The organism is Weizmannia sp. FSL K6-0777, assembly GCF_038593185.1.
GTDB lineage: Bacteria > Bacillota > Bacilli > Bacillales > Bacillaceae_C > Weizmannia > Weizmannia faecalis.
Window position 1 is genome coordinate 336669 of the sequence record NZ_CP151971.1, and the last position, 21716, is coordinate 358384.

Consider the following 21716-nt stretch of genomic DNA (forward strand, 5'->3'; position numbering starts at 1 on the left):
GATCAGATGTTTATTCGAAACAGGGAAAAAAACATACTGGAACTGCTCCTAAAAATGAGTGGGACCCACACAGTTTCTTCGCTTGCAAGTACACTTCATGTAAGCGAACGAACTGTGAACAGGGACATGAGAAACATAGAAAAGATTTTATCAGAATATAACTTGAAAATTTCAAGGAATAAAGATAACTTCTTATACATTAAAGGAAAAAATGAGGATATCTTCAAACTTTCCCAAAGTCTGTCAAGAATGCGTCCATTAGATTTTTCGGTTGATCAACGAAAATTAATAGTCCTAATAAAACTGTTGCAAGCGAAAGAACCGATAAAACAGCATGCATTGATTTCAGACCTTGATATTTCCGCAGCGACAATTGCCTCTTATCTGGATGATTTGCAGGCATTTGTGAAAGGATTCGGCCTTATGCTGATTCGGAAACGTAATTTTGGTATACAGCTTTCAGGCAATGAAGCTTCGAAAAGAAAGGCTTTGGGAAAGTTTTTTATCCAGCATTTTCACGAAGAGCTGATAGAAGCCCTATTTCAGCTAGATCACCACAGATTTAGGTATACGGACAGCTTATTTCTTCATTATTTTGAACCAGCGTATTTAAATGTAGTTCAAAATGCTGTCAATACAGAGCTGGAAGAAAAGAAAATTGATCTGGCAGATAGTGATTATATGGCTTTTATTTTACAAGTTTATATCACTTATCAAAGATACAGTAAGGGTTACAGATTGCAGGACGTAGACCATCATAGCGATCTTGAGGAAAGTGATATTGCGTTTGTTCAGTCAGTTTGCCACAGAATTGAAAATGAAATAAAAAACGAGATTTCAGAACTTGAAAAGCAGTATTTAGCGGAGTATTTTAAGGGTTCAAAAGTGCAAAGCGCCGAGTCAGTGTATGACGACAATGTGATCACAAGTAGGAATATTAAACATTTGATCGAATTGGTTTCACAAAAAATTAACGTTGATTTGACTTCTGATTTTTCGCTTTTTCAAGGCCTGCTAGCCCATTTAAAGCCTTCAATTTTCAGAATCAGAAAAAATCTTGGGTCGTATAATCCTTTGACAGAACAAATTAAACAGCAATATCCGAAATTATTCAAAGTCATTACAGACGTTACACAGAGGGTATTTAAGGATTTGTCTTTTCCAGACGATGAAATCGCCTATATTGTTCTGCATTTCGGTGCATCCTTGGAACAAAGACAGTCAAATATTAATCTGCATGCGTTAGTCGTCTGTCCGACTGGAATCGGTGCATCTAAAATGCTTGAAACTCGGCTGCGCAAAGAGATACCATGCATCACGAACATTGAAATTTCATCCATAAAAGAAATGAAGACAAAGGATCTTGATCAATATGATTTGGTATTTTCAACTGTAAGGCTTCCGTGGGCAAAACATACGTACATTTATGTCAATCCCTTATTGAGTAAAGAAGATGTGAAAAATATTGAGGGGTACATTAATAGCTATATTCACTCAGACCAGAAAGATTTTAGAGAAAAAAACGTAAAACCCATTGAAACTGACTTTTTGTCTGGACCCAAAACATTGGATAATCTAATGGATGACATGAAATATATGTATTCGAGCATATCAACCTTATTGAGGAATCTTAAAGTCTATACCGGTTTAAACGGAGAAGATTATCGGGGTATTATTCGTTTGATGGTTGAATCCTGCTTTCAGCAAGATATCATAAAAAATGTTGATTCGATATATAGGCGGCTGCTGGAACGCGAAAAAATTGCTGGCCTCGGAATTCCGGGAACAAATATGGCTCTCTTTCATTGCCAGGATCAAGGTGTGAAGAAACTGGCTTTTCAGTTGGGGCATTTAGATACGCCCTTCATTTTAAGGGGAATGGATGAAAAACCAATGAGTGTACGCAATATCCTTCTCCTTTTAGCGCCAGAAGAATTAACACCGATCCAAAGAGAGATCATGAGCCTTGTGAGCTCAACGATCATTGAGGACAATAAAAGCATCTTGATTTTTTCATCTGCCAATGAACATTTAATTCGCGAAAAACTGGAAAAATCTTTTTACCAGTTTATAAAAAATAAAATTCTAGAGGAATGATGATCATGAAACAAGCAGTCCATTTTGGAGCAGGAAACATTGGGAGAGGTTTTATCGGTGCACTATTTTCACAATCAGGATATCATGTTACGTTTGTAGATGTGGCTGACCAGATTATCCAGGAATTGAACAGTAAGAAGTCATATGATGTTTATATGGCTGCAGAGCATCAAGAAGTTCAACATATTACAAACGTATCCGGTATTAATAGTAAAACTGATCCTGAGGCTGTTGTAGAAGCAATTGAAAAAGCAACTTATGTGACCACTGCAGTCGGCGTCAGCATTCTACCAGGAATTGCTCCTTTAATTGCAAAAGGGATTACCAGCAGATTAGAGAAAACAGATGAAAAACTGTATGTCATTGCCTGTGAAAACCAAATCTCGGCAACTGATATATTGAAAGAGCATGTTGTAAAACTGTTAGATCCAGATACACGTACTAAAATGGAAAATCAGGTCATTTTTATGAATTGTGCGGTCGATCGTATTGTTCCTGCCCAGCATAATGAAAAATTACTGGATGTTTTGGTTGAACCTTACTTTGAATGGGTGGTTGAAACGAAAGACAGCATTCCTGAAGTAACAGGTATGAAGATTGTGTCTGATATTCAGCCTTATATTGAACGGAAATTATTTACGGTCAATACTGGGCATGCTGTCACTGCTTATATCGGCTATGCAGAAGGAAAAGAAACAATCGATCAAGCATTGGAAGATACGGAAATCTATCAGAAAGTGAAAGCAACAGTTGAAGAAACCGGCAATTATTTGATTAAACGGTATGGTTTAAATCCATCGGAACACCAGCAATATATTGAAAAGATTCTGGGACGTTTCCAAAATAAGTATTTTAAAGATGATGTGAGAAGGGTCGGGCGCTCCCCAATCCGCAAACTGGGTCCTGAAGACCGTTTGGTAAGGCCGGCAAGAGAAGCACAAAAATTAGGACTGCCGTTTACGCATCTTGCCCAGGCCATCGCCTACTGCTTAAAATTTGACGTCGATACTGATCCAGAAGCGGTCGAACTGCAAAAGCAGCTGAAAGAAAAAGGATTGCAGGCAGTCCTTCAGGATATTTGTAAATTGGATCATGAAAATCCAATTGCAGAAGAAGTTACCCGCTTTTATAAAAAATGAGCCGGCACCTGCTGTTTCGTGTTGGTATCTGGACAATAAGGCATCAAGGCTATCTGCTGGAAAGTAGGGATGCATCCAGTTCATTTTCAGTTTCAATTCAATTGTCAACTTAAACTTAGGCTGGATCCAATTCGGGTCCAGTTTTTCTTGGTTCATTAATATAGGTAATACCAAATCCGTGACGAAAATCTAACAATCGTGGTAATAGGTAGTTTTCCCAAGAGAAGGTATCTAGAGGTGTCTGAGTATTCGATAAATTTACTTTTGCTGCTTTGATGGGTAAATATTCCCTAATTCATGTATTTGTGGGTATACTAAGTAAACGTTATGATTTAATTTTTAAAGTTTTCTGCTTTGTTTCGGCTTTTCTATTACCATGATTGTCTAGAAAAGGCATTGTATAAGCGAGCAAAAGCCAGCAGCCATTTGTTGGTCCCAGTAACTTTCAATTTCCATTGCCGGCCCTGGTAAACTAGCTTAGAAGCCATCGTGATTATATTCTGGATGATGTTTAGATATATGGCCAATATTATAGAAGATGACTCAATCAAATCCATTTTTGAAGATCTATTAAAACCTTTTCAAATCAAAAACAGCGAATCAACATATTCTTAGAAAATGAAGGGCTTCCTGTTTCCATTGGATTTTACTGAGTCCATCCTGTTGAAAAACAGAGGTTGTTCAAAGATATATTTTGATTGAATCATTTATATATTACGACTTTGTGTTGTTGTGTTGCAGCACCGCATTACCTGTATCAGTTAGAAAAGACTTAAATACTCAACTTGAAAATGAAAAACATACCTCCGATATTGTGCCAGACCTAAGCCAAGTGATTAGAATCCTTGAAAAAGAAAGGTTTGTGGATATTGGTTAAACTTCCAAGGGGACTGCGAACATGCTCAAGGACGCGAAAAACATAAAGACTCCATCATCCCGCATTGCAAGCACCCAAAAACACCTAGGCCGGCCCAAACCTTTTGGGCCGGCCTTTTCCTTACGCAAAGGCCTTTTCGAGCCTGTTTAAGCCTTCCATCAAAATTTTGCGTGGGCAGGCGATGTTCATGCGGATAAAGCCTTCTCCGCCAGGGCCGAATTTGCTGCCAATTTCGACGCCGAGCTTTGCCTTTTTCCATAAACGGTCTTTCAATGCTTCTTCTTCCAGGCCATATGTGCGGCAGTCGAGCCACATTAAATACGTACCTTCTGTTTCCATCACCCGGATTTCCGGCAGGCGTTCCGCGATGAACCGTGCCGCTGTATCAATATTTTCCTTCAAGTAAACAAGGAGCGCATCCAGCCATTCGCTGCCGTGCCGGTATGCTGCTTCCATGCCGACAATGCCAAATGTATTCAAGGCAGATGTCCCGTTTACCGCCTGCACATCTTTGAACTTTTTGCGCAGTTCCGGGTTCGGAATGATGACGGCAGAAGCTTTGATCCCGGCTAGATTAAACGTTTTTGTCGGCGCAATGCAGGTGATGGTCATATCGCGGTACTTGTCCCCGAGCGAAGCAACCGGCACATGGGTATGCGGCGGGTATACAAGGTCGGAGTGGATTTCATCGGACAAAAACAAACAGTTATACTGCGCGCAAAGATCCGCCATTTTCATAAGCTCGTCTTTCGTCCAGACGCGCCCGCCCGGATTATGCGGATTGCAGCCTAAAAACAGCTTTGCCCCTTCTTTTAGCCGCGCTTCAACCTGCTCCCAGTCGATTTCAAACCGGTTTTCCACAAGCTTCAGCTGCGCGTTTACGACAACGCGGCCGTTTTTTTCAACCATATGGAAAAACGGATGGTACACCGGAGACATCAGCAGTACTTTATCGCCCGGTTCAGTAAATGCCTGAATGGCTGTGCTGATTGCCGGCACAATGCCGGTGCAGTACGCGATCCACGCCGGGTGGATGTCCCAGTTATGGCGCTTTTTCAGCCATGCCTGAATCGCTTCTGCAGTGGAATCCGGCACAAACGCATATCCGAGGATTTCGTGTTCAACCCGCTTTTTAATCGCTTCCGCCACTTCATACGGCGGGTTGAAATCCATATCGGCCACCCACATCGGGAGCACATCTTCTTCCCCGAAGACCTGTTTGACCTGCTCCCATTTAACAGAAGCGGTATTTTTTCTCTCAATGACTGTATCAAAATCAAACAAAACCATCACCATCCTGATATTGATCTTCTTCCCATTTTACCACACAAAAGCAGATGAATATTCATTTTCAGATGGAAGGGCTATAATGAAAAACAAGTATTCCAATTGGGAGGAGTGTCCTTTATGTCGTATTATGAAAAAGATATGCTGCAACATCTATCGAAATTAAAAGACCTTGCGCCGGAACAGGCGGCTGCTTTTGACCGCCTCAATGCCGAAGTGTTTAAAGACGGTGCCGTTTCTGCCCGGGACAAAGAAATCATCGCCGTCGCCGTGGCCCATGCGACAAAATGCCCGTATTGCCTCGACATTCATACGAAAAAAGCAAAAGCAGCGGGTGTCAGTCTCGAAGAACTTACAGAAGCGGCGTTTGTGGCAGCGGCACTGGAAGCAGGCGGCGCGGTGGCCCACAGTGTCCATATGCAGCTTGCCCTGATTGAAGATGCCAGTGATACGATTTACAAAAAATCCAATATGAAAAAACTTGCCAACATGAACCATCTTGCCAAAGACGGTTTCGCGGCCTACAATGCGTTCGGTGCTGCTGCTATGAAAGCCGGCAAACTGCCTGCACTTGTCAAAGAACTGGCTGCTGTTGCGGTCGCCCATATTACCGAGTGCCCGTATTGCATTGATTTTCATTCCAAACAGGCGCAAAAAGCGGGCGCAACGGAAGAACAACTTGCGGAAGCCATCCTTGTTGCGGGCGCGCTTGCAGCAGGCGGCGCCTACACGCATATCGCGAATATGATTGACAGCTACGAAAGCTAAGCCTGGGCAGTGCAAAGAAAAAACAGTTTGAGCGCAGGATCGTTGTTGACATGCTTACGGCAAGCGGCGCCTACACGCATATCGCGAATATGATTGACAGCTACGAAAGCTAAGCCTGGGCAGTGCAAAGAAAAAACAGTTTGAGCGCAGGATCGTTGTTGACATGCTTACGGCAAGCGGCGCCTACACGCATATCGCGAATATGATTGACAGCTACGAAAGCTGAGCCGGGCGGTATAAAGAAAGAACAGCTTGAGCACAGGATCGTTGTTGACATGCTTACGGCAGGCGGCGCCTACACGCATATCGCGAATATGATTGACAGCTACGAAAGCTTTACCCGGGCGGCGCAAAAAAAGAATAGTTTGAGCGCAGGATCGTTGTTGACATGCTTTAAGCAGGCAGTGCCTACACCGCATATCACGAATATGATTGACAGCAGAAAGCTGACCCGGGTGGCGGAAGAACAGCTTTTAACATATGATTTTTAGCAGACGGCGTCTCCACTCAGATTAGAATTATGCAACGAAAAACCGGCTTGCGGGTGCCGGTCTCGTTGCCGGTGTGCTTGTTCTCTATATGATACTGAAAGTTTGCGAAAATCCGTTTCCGGCGAAAAGGGCAGCAGGGGAGTTTCAATCTTGCTGCCCTATTTTTTAATGAAAAATTCCAAAAATATACATAGACAAGACCGGAAAAATTTGTGATAGTAAGGATATGAATTTTTTTACAAAACAGGAGTGGACAAAATGAGAGCAATTTTGACAGTAATCGGCAAAGATCAGGTTGGCATTATTGCCGGTGTCAGCACACAGCTGGCAGAATTAAAGATTAATATTCTCGATGTCAGCCAGACCATCATGAGCGGTTATTTCACGATGATGATGATGCTCGATTTGTCGAATGCTGAAGCGAATTTTGATGAAATCAAACAAGCCCTTGCGAAAAAAGGCGAAGCACTGCAAGTCCAAATCAAAATTCAGCGCGAAGAAATTTTCCAATCGATGCACAGCTTGTAAAAACGGGGGACAATCATGGAGACGAAACAAATACTTGAAACCATCCGGATGATTGAAGAAGAAAAACTCGATATCCGCACCATCACAATGGGCATTTCGCTCCTCGACTGCATTGACGCGGACGGGGAAAAGGCGCGACGGAAGATTTATGATAAAATAACGCGATTGGCAGAAAACCTTGTCCAAACCGGGGAAGAGATTGAATCGGAATACGGTATCCCGATCATTAACAAACGCATCTCGGTCACGCCGATTTCCCTCATCGCCGGGGCAACGGACGAAAAAGATTACATTGCTTTTGCCAAGACCCTTGATGCGGCTGCGAAAAAAGTCGGCGTTCACTTTATTGGCGGCTTTTCGGCGCTGGTGCAAAAAGGCTGCCACAAAGGCGATAAAATATTGATAGATTCGATTCCAAGGGCACTGGCTGAAACCGAACGGGTCTGTGCCTCGGTCAATGTCGGCTCGACTCGCTCCGGTATTAACATGAACGCGGTCCGTGATATGGGTGTCATCATCAAAAAGACGGCCGAGCTGACTGCCGATACGCAAGGGCTCGGCTGTGCAAAACTCGTTGTGTTCGCGAATGCGGTGGAAGACAATCCGTTTATGGCCGGCGCGTTCCACGGGGTTGGTGAAGCGGATGTCGTCATCAATGTCGGCGTCAGCGGTCCGGGTGTGGTGAAACGCGCCCTTGAAAAAGTGAAAGGCGAACCGTTTGATGTCGTTGCGGAAACGGTCAAGAAAACCGCATTTAAAATTACGCGGATGGGCCAGCTTGTCGGCATGGAAGCATCCAAACGGCTCGGTGTTCCGTTCGGGATTGTCGACTTGTCGCTTGCCCCGACACCGGCTGTTGGCGACTCTGTAGCCCATATTTTGGAAGAAATGGGCCTTGCGTCTGTCGGTACGCACGGAACAACGGCGGCGCTCGCTTTGCTGAATGATGCCGTGAAAAAAGGCGGTGTTATGGCATGCGGCCATGTTGGCGGCTTAAGCGGCGCATTCATCCCGGTTTCTGAAGACGCCGGCATGATTGATGCGGTCAACCGCGGGTCCTTGAATCTCGAAAAACTGGAGGCGATGACCGCGATCTGCTCCGTCGGCCTTGACATGATTGCAATTCCGGGCGATGTTCCGGCAGAAACGATTTCAGCAATGATCGCGGACGAAGCTGCAATTGGCGTCATTAACAATAAAACGACAGCGGTCCGCATCATTCCGGCACCGGGCACAAAGGTTGGCGATACGATCGAATTTGGCGGCCTGCTCGGACATGCGCCGGTGATGGGCGTCCATTCCTTTTCATCAGCGGACTTCATTGCCCGCGGCGGCAGAATCCCGGCCCCGATTCACTCATTTAAAAACTGAGCTCTTGAAAAAGAGCTCTTTTTCATATGCGGCGGCACAAAACCGGGAGGAGTCGGAAAAAATTTCCGTTCATTTTTGATTGACAGCTCCTCTCACTTTGTTATAATGAAATCAAATGGTACCGGTTTCATTTTAAAGATGGATGGTAAACAACATGAGGGGAAAAGAAGCGAAAGTCACGATTTACGATGTGGCAAAAAAAGCTGGCGTGTCGAAATCGACCGTTTCGAGATATTTAGGCGGCCGGTTTCATGAATTGTCACCGAAAACCCAGCAAAAAATCAAACAGGTGATCGATGAACTCCAATACCGCCCGAATAATTTGGCGAGAGGGCTGAAAAGCAGCCGCAGCTACTTGATTGGCGCGCTGGTTGCGGATATTACCAACCCGTATACAACGGCGATTTTAAGGGGAGCTGAGGATGTCTGCAAGCAGCATGGCTACAGTTTGCTGATTTGCAACTCTGATAACCAGCCGGCAAAAGAACGCGAGTATATTTCTATGCTGCAGTCCCACAAGATTGACGGGCTGCTGATTCAAACAACAGGAGGAAACAGCGACTTTTTGGAAACCTTGTCGGAAAACGGCAAAACTCCGATTGTCCTGGTTGACCGTAAAATTCCTGAGCTGCCGTTTGATACCGTTGAAATTGATAACCGCGGGGCCGTGATGCAGGCCGTGTCCTATCTGATAAAGAAAAATTATAAAAGAATCGGCTATTTTACAGAGCCGGTTGCACATTTCAGCCCGCGGCACGAACGGTATACAGGATTTCAGGAGGCTTTACGGCTTGTTAATCCCAGTCACCCGAGCCTGGAAGATTTGTTTGAAGTGGATCTCAATGACGAAAGCCAATTGGAGAAAAAGCTCAATACGTTTTTGTCCCGCACCAGCAAAGAACCAAGGGCCATCATTGCCGGAAACAGTGTCATCGCGTTAAAAATCATTATCAAACTGAAAGAACAGGGCTATAAAATTCCTGACGATACCGGTTTTCTGAGCTTTGACAATCCGGAGTGGGCAGCTGCCGTATTTTCAGGCATTACCACCATTGAACAGCCGACTTATCAAATTGGTAAAACAGTAATGGAACTCATTTTAAAACGGCTGGCGGACAACGAATCGCCGGTCCAGACGATCTCTTACCAGACGCGTTTGATTGAAAGGGAATCTGCCCCGGGGAGATAACTTCCCCCCTAAGGAAAAATGAGATCGGTTTCACCGAAAGAGGCGACGATACAGGCTGAAATCCTGCATCAAAGGATCAGCTCGCAGGATTGAAAAGCTGTCAACATGGGATTGGCCAAGACAAAAGTGGCAGCTTTCCCCTTTAATGGTACCGGTCCCATCTAAAAAGAAAAAGAGCTTCCGGAAACATCAAAAACAGGAAAAACGATAGATAGAGTAAACGGGAAAGTCCAAAAAATATCCCAACATCGCACTGCTCATGGAAATTTTGCAAACTATATAAGTTGTACTTAAGTTCCCAAGCACCAATTTGCACGATGACTATTTTTTACAGCAGGCAACAGAGCTGCGATATTTTGTTTATTTTATAAAATACAGGTCCGGCATCGAAAAATGGTACCGGTCCCAAGAAATCCGGTTCCAACACACAAGAAAAGAGGAAACACCAATGGCCCATTTATTTGTCACCATGAATGCATTTCAGGATACTGCCATTTTATCTTACCCGGTGTTATTCGCCGCCATCCGCAAGGCCGGATGTGACGGGGTGGAAATCCGGCGGGAGCTGCTTGAAGACCCGGCTTCTCTTTTACCCGCGGTGAAAGGCATGCTCGATAAGGCGGGGCTGATCCCTTACTATTCCTGCCCGGTTTCTTTATTTGGAGAGGATCACCAAGTTATCGATATGGCGCCTTATAGGCAGGAGGCTGTGGAGCTCGGGGCAAAACTCATCAAATTTTCATTGGGCAACTACCGGGAGGGCCTATCCGATATGGATGCGCTTGCCAAGGCTGCCGCCCGCTTTTCAGATGCCGGCATTCTGGTGACCATTGAGAATGATCAAACCGCCCTCGGGGGAAAAACAGAGCGGCTCGCGCCATTTTTTGCAGCATGCCGCAGCAAGGCTATTCCGATCCGTTTTACCTGTGATATCGGCAACTGGGCTTATACAGGGGAAGATGCTGAAGAGGCCGCTGCCGCTTTAAAAAACGAGGTGGTATACATTCACGTGAAAGAAGTGGTGGAAACGGCATCCGGTTATGCAACGATCCCAATTGGCCAAAACGGCAGGCAAAAATGGAAACGGTTGCTGCGTCTGTTGCTGAAAGATGCCGCGATTGCGCTGGAATTTCCGATTATAAGTGATTTGAAAGATTATATCGAACTGCTGAAAGAAGAGGTGTTCGTAAATGAAAGTGTATGATGTGCTGACATTCGGAGAAGCGATGGGTATGTTTATTGCGGAAGAACCCGGGCAGCTCGCCTCGGTCCGGCATTTTACAAAAGAACTGGCAGGGGCGGAAACAAATGTGGCAATTGGGCTTTCGCGCCTCGGGTACCGAGTGCTGTGGCTGAGCAAAGTCGGAACAGACCCGCTTGGCGATTATATCATCCAGGAACTGCAGCGTGAAAAAGTGGATACTTCCTTGATTAAAAGAGACGAAGAAAACTTGACGGGATTTCAATTGAAAGAAAAAGTATCGGAAGGCGATCCGGGTGTTTATTACTACCGTAAAAACTCCGCTGCAAGCCTGATGGGGATCAAAGATTTCCCTGAACTCGGGGAAATGCTTGCCAAACATTATCACTTAACGGGCATCCCGCTCGCCCTTTCCCCGTCTGTACGGGAACTGAGCGAAGCTTTCATACAAAAAGCCAAAAAAGAAGGCAGTACCGTTTCATTTGATCCGAATTTGCGCCCTTCCATGTGGAAAGACGAAAAAACGATGGCGGATACGATTCAAAGATACGCCTGCCAGGCCGATATTGTTTTTCCCGGCATCAAAGAAGGAAAAATTTTGACCGGCTATCAAGCACCTGAAGATATCGCGAACGATTATCTCGAACGCGGTGCCAAAATGGTGTTTGTCAAACTCGGGGCAAAAGGCGCCTATGTGGCAACGAAAAAGAAAGCGCATACCGTTCCAGGCTTCCCGGTTACCAAAGTGGTGGATACGGTTGGTGCTGGAGACGGATTTGCAGCCGGTGTATTAAGCGGCCTGTTCGACGGTTTAACTCCATTTGAAGCAGCGGAAAGAGGGAATGCAATCGGCGCTTTACAAACCATGTCTTCCGGGGATAAAAACGGGCTTCCGACCCGGGAAGAACTGTTGGCATTTATGAACGGGCATTCAGTGAAAAACGGTTAAACCCACAACAAAGGAGTGTTTTGGAATGGAAAAGTCGTTGAGAAATGTCGCAAGCAAGAAGAGATTTTTGCATCTGGTTCCAATCGCTTTCATTACCTACAGCCTTGCCTATTTTGACCGGGCAAATTACAGCTTTGGCGCAGCGGGCGGAATGGCACAGGATTTAAATATCACAACAGGTGTTGCCTCCTTTTTATCAGCATTATTTTTTCTCGGTTACTTCTTCTTCCAAGTTCCGGGCGCGGCGTATGCAGAAAAAAGAAGTGCCAAGAAGCTCGTATTTGTCAGCCTGATTCTCTGGGGCCTGCTTGCATCTGCAACCGGTCTGGTCCATAACGTTGCATGGCTGTACCCGATCCGGTTCTTCCTTGGTGTTGTAGAATCTGCCGTTATGCCGGCAATGCTCGTCTTTTTGAGCAACTGGTTTTTAAAGGAAGAGCGTTCCCGTGCCAACACCTTCTTAATTTTGGGCAATCCTGTCACCGTTTTATGGATGTCCATAGTTTCCGGTTATTTGATAAAGGCGCTTGACTGGAGGGGAATGTTTATTGTGGAAGGGATTCCGGCCGTCATTTGGGCATTTTTCTGGTGGAAGCTGGTTGAAAATAAGCCGGAAGAAGCAAAGTGGCTGACAGATGAGGAAAAGAAAAACATTGCATTTGAGATGAAAGAAGAACAAAAAGGGATGATTGCGATAGCGGGATATAAAGAAATGTTCCGCAACAAGACGGTGCTTATTCTCGCGATCCAGTATTTTGCATGGAGCATTGGGGTTTACGGATTTGTCATGTGGCTGCCGTCGATGATAAAAGCGGCCTCCCATATGGATATTGTAGCAACGGGCTGGTTGTCTGCCGCTCCTTACTTATTGGCGACAATCGGCATGATCGCTGTTTCCTATTTTTCCGATAAAACGTTAAACCGCAAAACATTTGTCTGGGTATCGCTTTTGATTGGCACCATTGCTTTCTACGGTTCTTATTTGATCGGTTCATCCAATTTCTGGTTCTCTTACGCGCTGCTTGTCATTGCGGGAGGCGCCATGTATGCGCCATACGGGCCGTTTTTCGCAATTATGCCGGAAATTTTGCCGAAAAATGTATCCGGAAGTGCCAATGCCTTTATCAATAGCATGGGTGCTTTAGGCTCTTTTGTTGGCGCATACATTGTCGGGTTTTTAAACGGGGCAACGGGCAGCACGCAGGCATCTTTTATCTTTATGGCGGTTTCGCTCCTTGTCTCGGTTCTGTTAACCTTGACGGTCCGCACAAAAAAGCAGGCGTCTCCTCTGGCGCCGGAAAATCTTGAAGCAAAGGCGGTTTTAAAATGAAGATTCAACTGGCATTAGACCGTTTCACGATCCAGGAAGCGATCGAAATTGCAGCAAAAGCGGAAAAAGCGATAGAATGGATTGAAGTCGGCACATCGTTAATTAAAGAATTCGGCGTCAAAAGCATTTATGACATAAAAAACCGGTTTCCGGACAAAACGGTGGTCGCCGATATCAAGACGTTCGACAATGCAAAGTACGAATTTGAACTTTGTTTTCGGGCGGGAGCCGACATTGCGACTGTGATGGGGGCGGCTCCCCCTGTCACGCTCCGTACATGTATGGATACGGCCGGGCAGTTTGGCAGGCAAGTGATGGTTGACCTTTTGAATACGCAGGCGCATCAACAGGCGGAGATTGCCCGTTTGGAAAACACCATCGTCTGCCAGCATATCAGCAAGGACCAGCAGGAAGAAGGCGGAGGCGGAACCTGGGGGCGCCGTGCAGCATCGCGCAGCCAGCAGCTTGCGGTGGCCGGGGGCATTTCACTGGAAAATTTGGCTGCTGTCCGCGCCCTTCAGCCGGATGTGCTCATTGTTGGTTCGGCAATCAGCAAGGCAAGTGACCCTTTGCTTGCGGCAAGAAAGATAAAAGAAACTTGGGAGGCATTGAAATGAATCGGGAAATAGAAGTCATTTTAAATGAAATTCAAACGGTATTTTCAAAAATAGACGGGGAACAAGTGGAAAAGCTTGCGGATATGCTTGCCTCTCCGAAAAGCATTTTCGTATTGGGCGAGGGGCGTTCAGGGCTGATGGCCAAGTCTTTTGCGATGCGGCTCATGCATCTTGGTTTCCATGTGTTTGTCGTCGGCGAGACGATCACCCCTTCCATTCAGCCGGGAGATTTATTGATTGCCGTCTCTGGTTCCGGCACGACTTCCAATGTGGTGCAAGCGGCGGAAAAAGCGAAAAAGAATGGGGTATCTGTTGTGGGCGTGACTTCTGATCCGTCTTCGAGGCTTGCGGAAACTTCGGATAGCGTGGTCCATATTCCGTCTGCCACGAAATACCGGAGGCCGGGAGAAATTGAAAGCAGGCAGCCGCTCAGCTCATTGTTCGACCAGTCCGTCCATCTGTTTTTTGACGCGGTTTGCCTGAAAATTGCCGGACAGCAGAAATCGGGGGATGAAGCGGCGTTGAGCCGGCACAGCAATCTGGAATAAGGATTGGCAAAAATCAATGGGCCGCGATTGACTATTCGGTTTCTGAATAAGACAAAATGGTAATGGAACACAGAAAAAAACAGCGGGTATGGCTTGTCTCACCGTTGGATATAGTGGGGCCGGATCCGGTTCATTCCGGTTGCGGACTGCTCGCTGTACCTTTTAAAGGATATACCGCGGATGAACAATCGATCCGCGGTTTTCCATTCTTTTATCCGGAACATTACACCGGCTGATTTTCATCCTTCTGCGGGCGCTATTTATTTTGCCGCCGGGCGATTACCCTGAAAATACGGGTCGTTCCACCGCTGGTACGCATTTATTGCAGCATGGGCGCCTATGTCGGTGGGTGACTTGCTGGCACTGCATTCAATGGGTATGGCTTTCTCCCTGAAAATAGGCACTGGCTGATTTCTGTTCCTGCGCTGGTGCTGCATTCATTGCGGCATGGAGCCTATCTTGTTGGATGACTTTCATTCTACGGCTGGTGTCATATTCAAGCATGGCTGTCTATCCCGAAAATTTGCAACTGGATTTTCATTCTTCCGCTGGTACCAGATTCTTTGCGGCATTGGCGTCTGCCCTGAAAATAGGTACCGGCTGATTTCTGTTCCTTTGCACTGGTGCTGCATTTATTGCGGCATGGTGCCTATTTCGCTAAATGACTTTCCTTGTTCGGCTGATGCCGTATTCATGCATGGCTGTCTACCCTGAAAATTTGCGACGGGATTTTCATTCTTTCGCTGGTACCAGATTCTTTGCGGCGTTGGCATCTACCCTGAAAATAGGTACCGGCTGATTTCTGTTCCTGCACTGGTGCTGCATTTATTGCAGCATGTGTGCCGGTTCACTCGCTAGTGCCGCATTTAATGCAGCACGGGCGCCGGATTCTTCACTCTTCTTCCCGCATTTGCAGCGCCCGGTTGGCGTTCCGGACATCGTTGTTCAGCAATTGGCTTAAGTTGTAGGCCTGGTACATACCATGTTCATGCATATAGTTGAATACGCGCGCATGCCAGTCGATCGCGCTGTTCAAATGGCGGACAAGCACGGTGCGCAATGCCGGCGTGGCTGTTTCTGTAATGGCAGTCGCATAATTTCGTACAGCCGTTTTGGAAGCGGTCAGCAGTTCACCGGCCTGAAAACCGGGATTGGTTTGCCGCTCCTCGTTTTCTTCTATTTCCTCTTCCCGCGGCGCCTGCGGATAAAACTGCAGAAGGTCGCGAATATTTTTTTCAAGTGCCCGGATCGAAAACGTATACAGTTCCCGAAGCCCCGCATCGGACACATTTCTCACGACGGATTTAAACCGGATCAAACAAATTGTCTGGGATGCAACCAGCTCATGAATTTCCAATGTTTCATGCCAAGCTAACGTTCTTGCCACAATAACCCCTCCTTTTTCTTTCACACGTTCCCATTTGTATGCAAACAGCCCGCACATGTGCCTGTTTGGCCGGAAACCGAAATATTTTTACATTTCTTTTCGATTTGCTATGATAAAAATTGAAATCTGAAGAGAAAGGCGGAGGTAAGATGGAAAAACAAAGAAGACTCGGCAAATCGGATTTGTATGTCAACCCGGTCGGCCTCGGCACAAACGCGGTCGGCGGACATAATATTCACCCGAATCTCAACGATGAAACCGGAAAAGAAGTTGTGCGCACGGCAATTGATCACGGCATCAATTTTCTTGATACTGCGTTTATTTACGGGCCAAAACGTTCGGAAGAGTTGATCGGCGAGGTGCTAAAAGAACACGGCGGCCGTGACAAGGTCGTGCTTGCCACAAAAGGTGCACATAAATTTGTCGATGGAAAAGTGGTGTTCGACAACTCCCCTGCATTTTTAAAAGAAGCGGTCGAAAGCAGCCTGAAACGCCTGCAAACCGATTATATTGATTTGTTTTATATCCATTTCCCGGATGACCATACTCCGAAAGACGAAGCAGTCGGCGCCTTAAAAGAACTGAAAGATGAAGGGAAAATCCGTGCAATCGGTGTTTCCAATTTTTCCATTGAACAATTGAAAGAGGCAAACAAAGACGGATATGTCGATGTGCTGCAGTCGGAGTACAATTTATTCAAACGCGAGGCTGAAAAAGACTTACTTCCGTACACAGCGGAAAACGGTATTTCGTTTATCCCGTATTTTCCGCTCGCATCCGGGCTGCTCGCCGGCAAATATACAAAAGATACCAAATTTGAAGGCGGCCGTGCGAAAAATCCGCTTTACCAAGGGGAAACCTATCTCCGCAATTTGGAAAAGGTTGAAAAACTCCGCCCGATTGCGAAAGAAAAAGGCGTGGATGTCGCACATGTTGTCCTTGCTTGGTATCTCTCCCAGCCTTCCATTGATGCTGTCATTCCGGGTGCCAAACGGCCGGAACAGGTGATTGACAATCTGAAAACATTGGAAGTCAGCCTGACGGAAGCAGACGTGCAAAAGATCAGCGCCATCTTTCAATAATGTATTTCCACGGTGGAAAAATGTTTTTTGTTGATTGACGTATTTTCCTGTCTTATACTTAAACTAGTATGGCTAAAGGAGTTGGGAAAATGGGTGTGATGGATCTGATCAAATCGCGCCGTTCCATCGGTGTGACAGACAATAAAGAGGTGCCCGATGATGTCATTAGAACGTTGCTCGAAGCTGCCACATGGGCGCCAAACCATAAGAAAACAGAACCGTGGAAATTCCGCGTGTTTAAAGGGGAAGGGCGCGCCAAACTCGGGGAGGAAATGGCCAGGATTGCAGCCGGGAAAGCGGAAGGCCTGAGTGAAGAAGAAGCGGCGAAAAAGATTGAAAAAGCGCGCAAAGGGCCGCTACGGGCGCCGGTGGTGATCGCGGTTGCTGTCAGCCCCTCCGGCATTGTTCCGGAAATTGAGGAAATCGTTGCGACCGGTTGTGCGATCCAAAACCTGCTGCTTACGGCAACCGAGCTCGGTTTGGCTACAATCGTGAGGACTGGCGACATCGCGCATGAACCTGAATTGAAAAACTATCTTAATCTCGAACCGGCAGATAAAATTGCCGGGCTCATCTATGTCGGCTATCCGAAAAGAGAATTGGACATCAAAGCGCAACGGACACCAGCAGAAGAAAAAACGCAATGGTTTGCTTAAACCCAGGCTTGCCGGCTCTTTTCACGGGCCGGTTCGCTTCTGCATGTTAAATTTTCTCAAAAATGGGAAGTTTTAGCCCGACGTTTTTGAAAGCGCACACAATAAAGGCTGCCTTGCAAAACCCTGACACGACCGCAGAGGCGTTTGCACATACGGTTTGTTTTTTTGCCGGCAGCAAATAAGAAGATTGTGATATAATCAAATTTATACATAGATAAGGAGTTGATCGGTATGGATCAAAGCCCGAATGGACAAGAACTGAGTCGCGGGCTGAAAAACCGCCATATTCAATTGATTGCGATCGGGGGCGCAATTGGAACGGGGCTTTTCCTTGGTTCCGGCAAATCGATTCACTTTGCCGGCCCGTCTATTATGCTCGTATACTTCGTAATCGGCTTGGCCCTTTTCTTTATGATGCGGGCACTCGGCGAACTGCTGATGTACAAGCCGATTACCGGATCGTTTACCCATTTTGCTGAAACATTTATCGGACCGTGGGCAGGCTTTATTACCGGCTGGACCTATTGGTTTTGCTGGATTGTAACCGGTATTGCCGAAATTACCGCAGTCGGTATGTATGTTCAATTTTGGGTACCCGATCTGCCACAGTGGATTCCTGCTTTGATTTGCGTCGCTGTTTTGTTTCTCATCAATATTGCGACAGTCAAAGCATTCGGGGAAATGGAATTTTGGTTTGCTATTATTAAAGTTGTCACCATTATTGCCCTGATTGTTATCGGCATTCTCCTCGTGTTCGCTGGTTTTCAAAGCAATGGGGGGCACGCCTCTTTTACAAACCTGTGGCAGCACGGCGGCTTTTTCCCGAATGGCTCAAAAGGGTTTCTGCTGGCGTTTGAAATGGCCGTCTTTTCATTTGTCGGGATTGAACTGGTCGGCGTAACAGCCGGGGAAGCAGAGGATCCATCAAAGACGCTGCCAAAAGCGATCAACCAGATTCCGCTGCGAATTTTACTGTTTTATGTTGGTGCTTTGTTTGTCATCATGTCGATTTACCCGTGGAACCGGCTGAATCCGGATGCGAGCCCGTTTGTCCGAGTATTTGCCGATATCGGTCTGCCGGCTGCAGCAGGTATCATCAATTTTGTGGTGCTCACTTCGGCGGCTTCCTCGTGCAACAGCGGCATTTTCAGTACAAGCCGCATGCTGTACTCTCTTGCAGAAGATGGAAAAGCGCCGAAAATATTTAAAAAGTTAAACAAGCGGAATGTCCCGGCACCTGCTTTGCTTGGTTCAACGATCATGCTGTTAATCGGCGTTATGCTGAATTATTTTATGAAGAGCACACAAGTCTTTACGCTTGTCACAAGCATTTCATCCATCTGTTTTGTCTGGGTGTGGGGCGTCATTATGGTTGCCCACTTGCGTTTCCGGAAGAATATGCCGGAAGAAGCGGCCAAAATCTCTTTTAAATTGCCGTTTGCCCCGGTCATCAACTGGATTGTACTCTTGTTCTTTGTTTTTGTCCTCGTGGTTCTCGGGATAGCAAAAGATACGCGTGTTGCCTTATTTGTGACACCGGTATGGTTCATCCTGCTTGTCATCGCTTACGGCCTGACACGAAAGAAGAAAAGCATTTAACAAAAACCCGTTTGGAAAGAGGATTTCCAAACGGGTTTTTCTCTTTTATATAGGGTCAACAACCTGTGTCTTAAAATATAGAAGACTTCATCTTTGAAAATACGATTCTGTCTTCTCTATACCTTGAATCAGCTTTCAAGTGCAAGCTTTTCTCTGGACTTTCTAAAAAAACCATTTAAATTTTTGCCAAAACTGTCAGCATCCTTGCCAAATCTAGGAATTTTGCGTGTTCAGCAAGCAAGGAGGCGTGGAAAAATGAAGGCCTTTCTTCACCTAGAGGGCGTCTACGTTAAGGAAGCGTGAAAAAACGAGGCTCTTCCTTAACCTAGAGGGCGTCTACGTTAAGGAAGCGCGGAAAAACGAAGGCCTTCCTTAACCTAGAGCGCGCCTATGTTAAGGAAGCGTGAAAAAACGAGGCTCTTCCTTAACCTAGAGGGCGTTTATGTTAAGAAAGCGTGCAAAAATGAAGGCTTTTCTTTACATAGGGCCCGTCTACGTTAAGGGAAGATGACTATGATGCAGCCGAGGAACTTGTATCCCAGCAAGATGATCTTAAAACGCAACTCGATACTTTGAACAAACAGGTCGATGTTGCACAAGCTGACTTGAAAAATGCAAAATCAGAATTAAAATCCACTCAAAGCAAAGTGGATGCCAAGAAAAAGGACCTTGCTTCATTGACAGGACAGGTGCAGAAAGCGAAAAGTGCACCAAAGACGTTGGCAGCCGGCAGATATGAAGTTGGCAAAGACATCCCGGAAGGAAGGTATAAAGCCACGCCGGTTGGTGAAGGATCGAACTTCGTCACTTTTGACGGAGAAGGTGTACCAGATGTGAATACGATTCTTGGCGTAAATGGCGAAGCTTCCTATACGTTTATGGTGTATGACGGCTACACCGTCCAGACAGAAGCAACGGTTAAGCTTACCCCAATCGATTAGCATCCACTCCAATTGTTACACGGCACATACCAGCAAATCCATTAAAAAAACCGGGGACCAATGCCCCGGTTTTTCATCACTTCATCTATTATTTTATCCCTCTCATCAGCCGTTTGATAACCGGTGCGTAGAGGAGCAGGAATATGCCCAAAATGACCGAAACAAGGCCGACGCCGCCGAAGTAGATCACTTCATGGTTGGCGCTGTACAGTTTGACAAGCTGGGCGTTCAACGTTTGGGCCGCAGCATCAGACAAGTTCCAGAGGCTGAGCATTTGCGCCGAGAATGCGGCTGGCGCCAGCTTTGTCGATACACTCAAACCAACCGGTGACAAGCAAAGTTCCCCGATCACGACAAGGAAGTAGCTCAATACAAGCCAGAGCGGGCTCACGAGCGACGAAGAGCCGTTAAAGTAAGCCGGGGCCATCATGACCATATAGGACAAACCAGCAAGGATAAGCCCAAACGAAAATTTAACCGGTGTAGACGGCTGCCTGTCTCCCAGCTTCACCCAAAGCGAAGCCAAAACCGGCGCAAAGACGACGATAAACAGCGGATTCAATGTCTGAAACCAGGACGGTAAAATATGAATGCCGGCAAAATTCAGCTGTGTCCGCTTGTCCGCATAGACGGCGAGCAAACTCGCGCCTTGTTCTTCAATCGCCCAGAAGACGATGGAAGCAATAAATAAAGGAATATAAGCCAAAATGCGTGAGCGTTCGTCTTTCGATGTTTTTTTGCTAAAGTACATCATAAAGAAGTACCAGGCAGGAATCAAAAATCCTAAAATGCTGACGATGGTAATAAAGCTGTTCAGATTTAAAATCCGTGTCGGAATGGTAATCGCCAGCAAAATAATCAGGACGACAGCTCCTACGCCGATTTTGGTGAAAGTCGATCTTCTTTCTTCCGGCTTCAACGGGTTGTGCACAACAGAGCCGGCAAGCCCAAGATTTTTCTTCCTGGACATGGTGAATGCGATCAAACCGAAAAACATTCCGATCGCTGCAATACTGAAGCCGAGATGGTAATTGTACCCCTGACCGATTGTTCCGACAATGAGCGGCGCAATGAAGGCCCCGAGGTTAACCGCCATGTAGTAAATGCTGAAACCGGAATCGCGGCGCAAGTCTTTTTCATCATACAATTCCCCGACGGTTGCAGCGGCATTTGGTTTTAACAAGCCTGTCCCAAGCACAATCAGTACCATGGAAACGATCAGCGCCGGGAACCCTCCCGGAAAGGACAACGCAATATGCCCGAGCATAATCAGCACTCCGCCGTAAAAAACGGTTTTGGCGGAACCGAGCAGACGGTCTGAAATCCAGCCGCCGATAATCCCCGACATATAAACAAGCGCGCCGTAAATCGAAGCAATCGATGCGGCTGTTGTCGGGTCCAATCCCAACCCGCCGTTTGACAGGCGGTCATACATGTAGTAAATCAGAATCCCTTTCATCCCGTAGTAAGAGAATCTCTCCCAAAACTCTAGGAAAAATAAAGTCGACAACCCTTTTGGATGACCAAAAAATCCGGTCTGTGGAACAGTTTCCAGAACTTTTTTCTTGTCGATTGTTGACATGCCATTGCCTCCTTGTAAAAATCACATATTGGCATAATTTGTGAAATTAACTGAAAAATAAGTGCTGGTTTTTTCGG

The 21716-nt window shown here is 46.2% G+C and carries 20 protein-coding genes; 16 read left to right on the top strand and 4 right to left on the bottom strand.

The annotated features are described in order from the left end of the window. Positions 1–6: 6 nt before the first annotated feature. The gene (locus NST70_RS01670) at positions 7–2097 is read left to right on the top strand and encodes a BglG family transcription antiterminator (RefSeq protein WP_035182659.1); all 2091 of its coding nucleotides are present in this window, start codon (positions 7–9) and stop codon (positions 2095–2097) included. Between the two features lie 5 nt (positions 2098–2102). Continuing rightward, the gene (locus NST70_RS01675; RefSeq protein WP_035182663.1) at positions 2103–3236 is read left to right on the top strand and encodes a mannitol-1-phosphate 5-dehydrogenase; all 1134 of its coding nucleotides are present in this window, start codon (positions 2103–2105) and stop codon (positions 3234–3236) included. A 997-nt stretch (positions 3237–4233) separates the two neighbouring features. Here the strand turns inward: NST70_RS01675 and NST70_RS01680 are convergent. Continuing rightward, a complete protein-coding gene (locus NST70_RS01680) occupies positions 4234–5403 on the bottom strand; it encodes a MalY/PatB family protein (protein WP_014096333.1) in 1170 nt (389 codons plus the stop codon). Positions 5404–5520: 117 nt separating this feature from the next. On the opposite strand from NST70_RS01680, the gene NST70_RS01685 reads away from it, so the two are divergent. The 10 genes from NST70_RS01685 to hxlB all read left to right on the top strand — a co-directional run bounded on the left by NST70_RS01685 (position 5521) and on the right by hxlB (position 14392). Then, positions 5521–6168 (top strand): carboxymuconolactone decarboxylase family protein, encoded by a 648-nt coding sequence (locus NST70_RS01685; RefSeq protein ID WP_017550905.1) that lies wholly within the window; start codon positions 5521–5523, stop codon positions 6166–6168. Between the two features lie 206 nt (positions 6169–6374). Then, positions 6375–6659, top strand: coding sequence for a hypothetical protein (locus NST70_RS01690; protein ID WP_035182657.1), 285 nt, complete (start codon positions 6375–6377; stop codon positions 6657–6659). Positions 6660–6917: 258 nt separating this feature from the next. After that, entirely contained in the window at positions 6918–7187 is a 270-nt protein-coding gene (locus NST70_RS01695) for an ACT domain-containing protein (RefSeq protein WP_013858224.1), read from the top strand. Between the two features lie 15 nt (positions 7188–7202). Then, on the top strand, positions 7203–8558 hold the full coding sequence (locus NST70_RS01700; protein WP_017550904.1) for a PFL family protein: 1356 nt from the start codon (positions 7203–7205) through the stop codon (positions 8556–8558). 154 nt (positions 8559–8712) lie between these two features. Next, on the top strand, positions 8713–9747 hold the full coding sequence (locus NST70_RS01705; RefSeq protein ID WP_017550903.1) for a LacI family DNA-binding transcriptional regulator: 1035 nt from the start codon (positions 8713–8715) through the stop codon (positions 9745–9747). A 448-nt stretch (positions 9748–10195) separates the two neighbouring features. Continuing rightward, positions 10196–10951, top strand: coding sequence for a TIM barrel protein (locus NST70_RS01710; RefSeq protein ID WP_211062461.1), 756 nt, complete (start codon positions 10196–10198; stop codon positions 10949–10951). Further along, positions 10938–11897, top strand: a complete 960-nt coding sequence (locus tag NST70_RS01715) for a sugar kinase (RefSeq protein ID WP_071452311.1) — start codon at positions 10938–10940, stop codon at positions 11895–11897. The genes NST70_RS01710 and NST70_RS01715 overlap by 14 nt, the downstream gene beginning before the upstream one ends. 25 nt (positions 11898–11922) lie before the next feature. Next, entirely contained in the window at positions 11923–13227 is a 1305-nt protein-coding gene (locus NST70_RS01720; protein ID WP_342475565.1) for an MFS transporter, read from the top strand. Beyond that, a complete protein-coding gene (hxlA, locus tag NST70_RS01725; RefSeq protein ID WP_342475567.1) occupies positions 13224–13844 on the top strand; it encodes a 3-hexulose-6-phosphate synthase in 621 nt (206 codons plus the stop codon). Before NST70_RS01720 ends, hxlA begins: the two co-directional genes overlap by 4 nt. Next, the gene (hxlB, locus tag NST70_RS01730) at positions 13841–14392 is read left to right on the top strand and encodes a 6-phospho-3-hexuloisomerase (protein ID WP_151697632.1); all 552 of its coding nucleotides are present in this window, start codon (positions 13841–13843) and stop codon (positions 14390–14392) included. Before hxlA ends, hxlB begins: the two co-directional genes overlap by 4 nt. Positions 14393–14761: 369 nt before the next feature. Here the strand turns inward: hxlB and NST70_RS01735 are convergent, their stop codons facing one another. Together NST70_RS01735 and NST70_RS01740 are read right to left on the bottom strand one after the other, a co-directional pair. Further along, the gene (locus NST70_RS01735; protein WP_258435242.1) at positions 14762–14896 is read right to left on the bottom strand and encodes a hypothetical protein; all 135 of its coding nucleotides are present in this window, start codon (positions 14894–14896) and stop codon (positions 14762–14764) included. Between the two features lie 388 nt (positions 14897–15284). Next, positions 15285–15836: a spore coat protein gene (locus NST70_RS01740; protein WP_285957667.1), complete on the bottom strand. Its 552-nt coding sequence runs from the start codon at positions 15834–15836 to the stop codon at positions 15285–15287. 92 nt (positions 15837–15928) lie between these two features. Here NST70_RS01740 and NST70_RS01745 point away from each other — a divergent pair, with 92 nt between their 5' ends. From NST70_RS01745 to NST70_RS01760, 4 genes are all read left to right on the top strand, one after another. Continuing rightward, positions 15929–16861 carry an aldo/keto reductase gene (locus NST70_RS01745; RefSeq protein ID WP_035182649.1) on the top strand — a complete coding sequence of 311 codons (933 nt, stop codon included), beginning with the start codon at positions 15929–15931 and terminating at the stop codon, positions 16859–16861. 89 nt (positions 16862–16950) lie between these two features. Continuing rightward, positions 16951–17517 (top strand): nitroreductase, encoded by a 567-nt coding sequence (locus tag NST70_RS01750; protein WP_179234154.1) that lies wholly within the window; start codon positions 16951–16953, stop codon positions 17515–17517. A 231-nt stretch (positions 17518–17748) separates the two neighbouring features. Further along, positions 17749–19116 (top strand): amino acid permease, encoded by a 1368-nt coding sequence (locus NST70_RS01755; RefSeq protein WP_014096321.1) that lies wholly within the window; start codon positions 17749–17751, stop codon positions 19114–19116. 572 nt (positions 19117–19688) lie between these two features. Beyond that, positions 19689–20057 carry a hypothetical protein gene (locus NST70_RS01760; protein WP_041817942.1) on the top strand — a complete coding sequence of 123 codons (369 nt, stop codon included), beginning with the start codon at positions 19689–19691 and terminating at the stop codon, positions 20055–20057. Positions 20058–20145: 88 nt separating this feature from the next. Here the strand turns inward: NST70_RS01760 and NST70_RS01765 are convergent, their stop codons facing one another. Next, positions 20146–21639: a peptide MFS transporter gene (locus NST70_RS01765; protein ID WP_104851112.1), complete on the bottom strand. Its 1494-nt coding sequence runs from the start codon at positions 21637–21639 to the stop codon at positions 20146–20148. Between the last annotated feature and the right edge of the window lie 77 nt (positions 21640–21716).

Bases quoted from the DNA above. Each gene is read 5' to 3' on its own strand.
- NST70_RS01710 (WP_211062461.1), top strand. From the start codon at position 10,196: ATGGCCCATTTATTTGTCACCATGAATGCATTTCAGGATACTGCCATT.
- hxlB (WP_151697632.1), top strand. From the start codon at position 13,841: ATGAATCGGGAAATAGAAGTCATTTTAAATGAAATTCAAACGGTATTT.
- hxlA (WP_342475567.1), top strand. From the start codon at position 13,224: ATGAAGATTCAACTGGCATTAGACCGTTTCACGATCCAGGAAGCGATC.
- NST70_RS01685 (WP_017550905.1), top strand. From the start codon at position 5,521: ATGTCGTATTATGAAAAAGATATGCTGCAACATCTATCGAAATTAAAA.
- NST70_RS01740 (WP_285957667.1), bottom strand. From the start codon at position 15,836: ATGTGCGGGCTGTTTGCATACAAATGGGAACGTGTGAAAGAAAAAGGA.
- NST70_RS01745 (WP_035182649.1), top strand. From the start codon at position 15,929: ATGGAAAAACAAAGAAGACTCGGCAAATCGGATTTGTATGTCAACCCG.
- NST70_RS01705 (WP_017550903.1), top strand. From the start codon at position 8,713: ATGAGGGGAAAAGAAGCGAAAGTCACGATTTACGATGTGGCAAAAAAA.
- NST70_RS01670 (WP_035182659.1), top strand. From the start codon at position 7: ATGTTTATTCGAAACAGGGAAAAAAACATACTGGAACTGCTCCTAAAA.
- NST70_RS01675 (WP_035182663.1), top strand. From the start codon at position 2,103: ATGAAACAAGCAGTCCATTTTGGAGCAGGAAACATTGGGAGAGGTTTT.
- NST70_RS01735 (WP_258435242.1), bottom strand. From the start codon at position 14,896: ATGCTTGAATATGACACCAGCCGTAGAATGAAAGTCATCCAACAAGAT.
- NST70_RS01755 (WP_014096321.1), top strand. From the start codon at position 17,749: ATGGATCAAAGCCCGAATGGACAAGAACTGAGTCGCGGGCTGAAAAAC.
- NST70_RS01750 (WP_179234154.1), top strand. From the start codon at position 16,951: ATGGGTGTGATGGATCTGATCAAATCGCGCCGTTCCATCGGTGTGACA.
- NST70_RS01765 (WP_104851112.1), bottom strand. From the start codon at position 21,639: ATGTCAACAATCGACAAGAAAAAAGTTCTGGAAACTGTTCCACAGACC.
- NST70_RS01680 (WP_014096333.1), bottom strand. From the start codon at position 5,403: ATGGTTTTGTTTGATTTTGATACAGTCATTGAGAGAAAAAATACCGCT.
- NST70_RS01695 (WP_013858224.1), top strand. From the start codon at position 6,918: ATGAGAGCAATTTTGACAGTAATCGGCAAAGATCAGGTTGGCATTATT.
- NST70_RS01700 (WP_017550904.1), top strand. From the start codon at position 7,203: ATGGAGACGAAACAAATACTTGAAACCATCCGGATGATTGAAGAAGAA.
- NST70_RS01720 (WP_342475565.1), top strand. From the start codon at position 11,923: ATGGAAAAGTCGTTGAGAAATGTCGCAAGCAAGAAGAGATTTTTGCAT.
- NST70_RS01715 (WP_071452311.1), top strand. From the start codon at position 10,938: ATGAAAGTGTATGATGTGCTGACATTCGGAGAAGCGATGGGTATGTTT.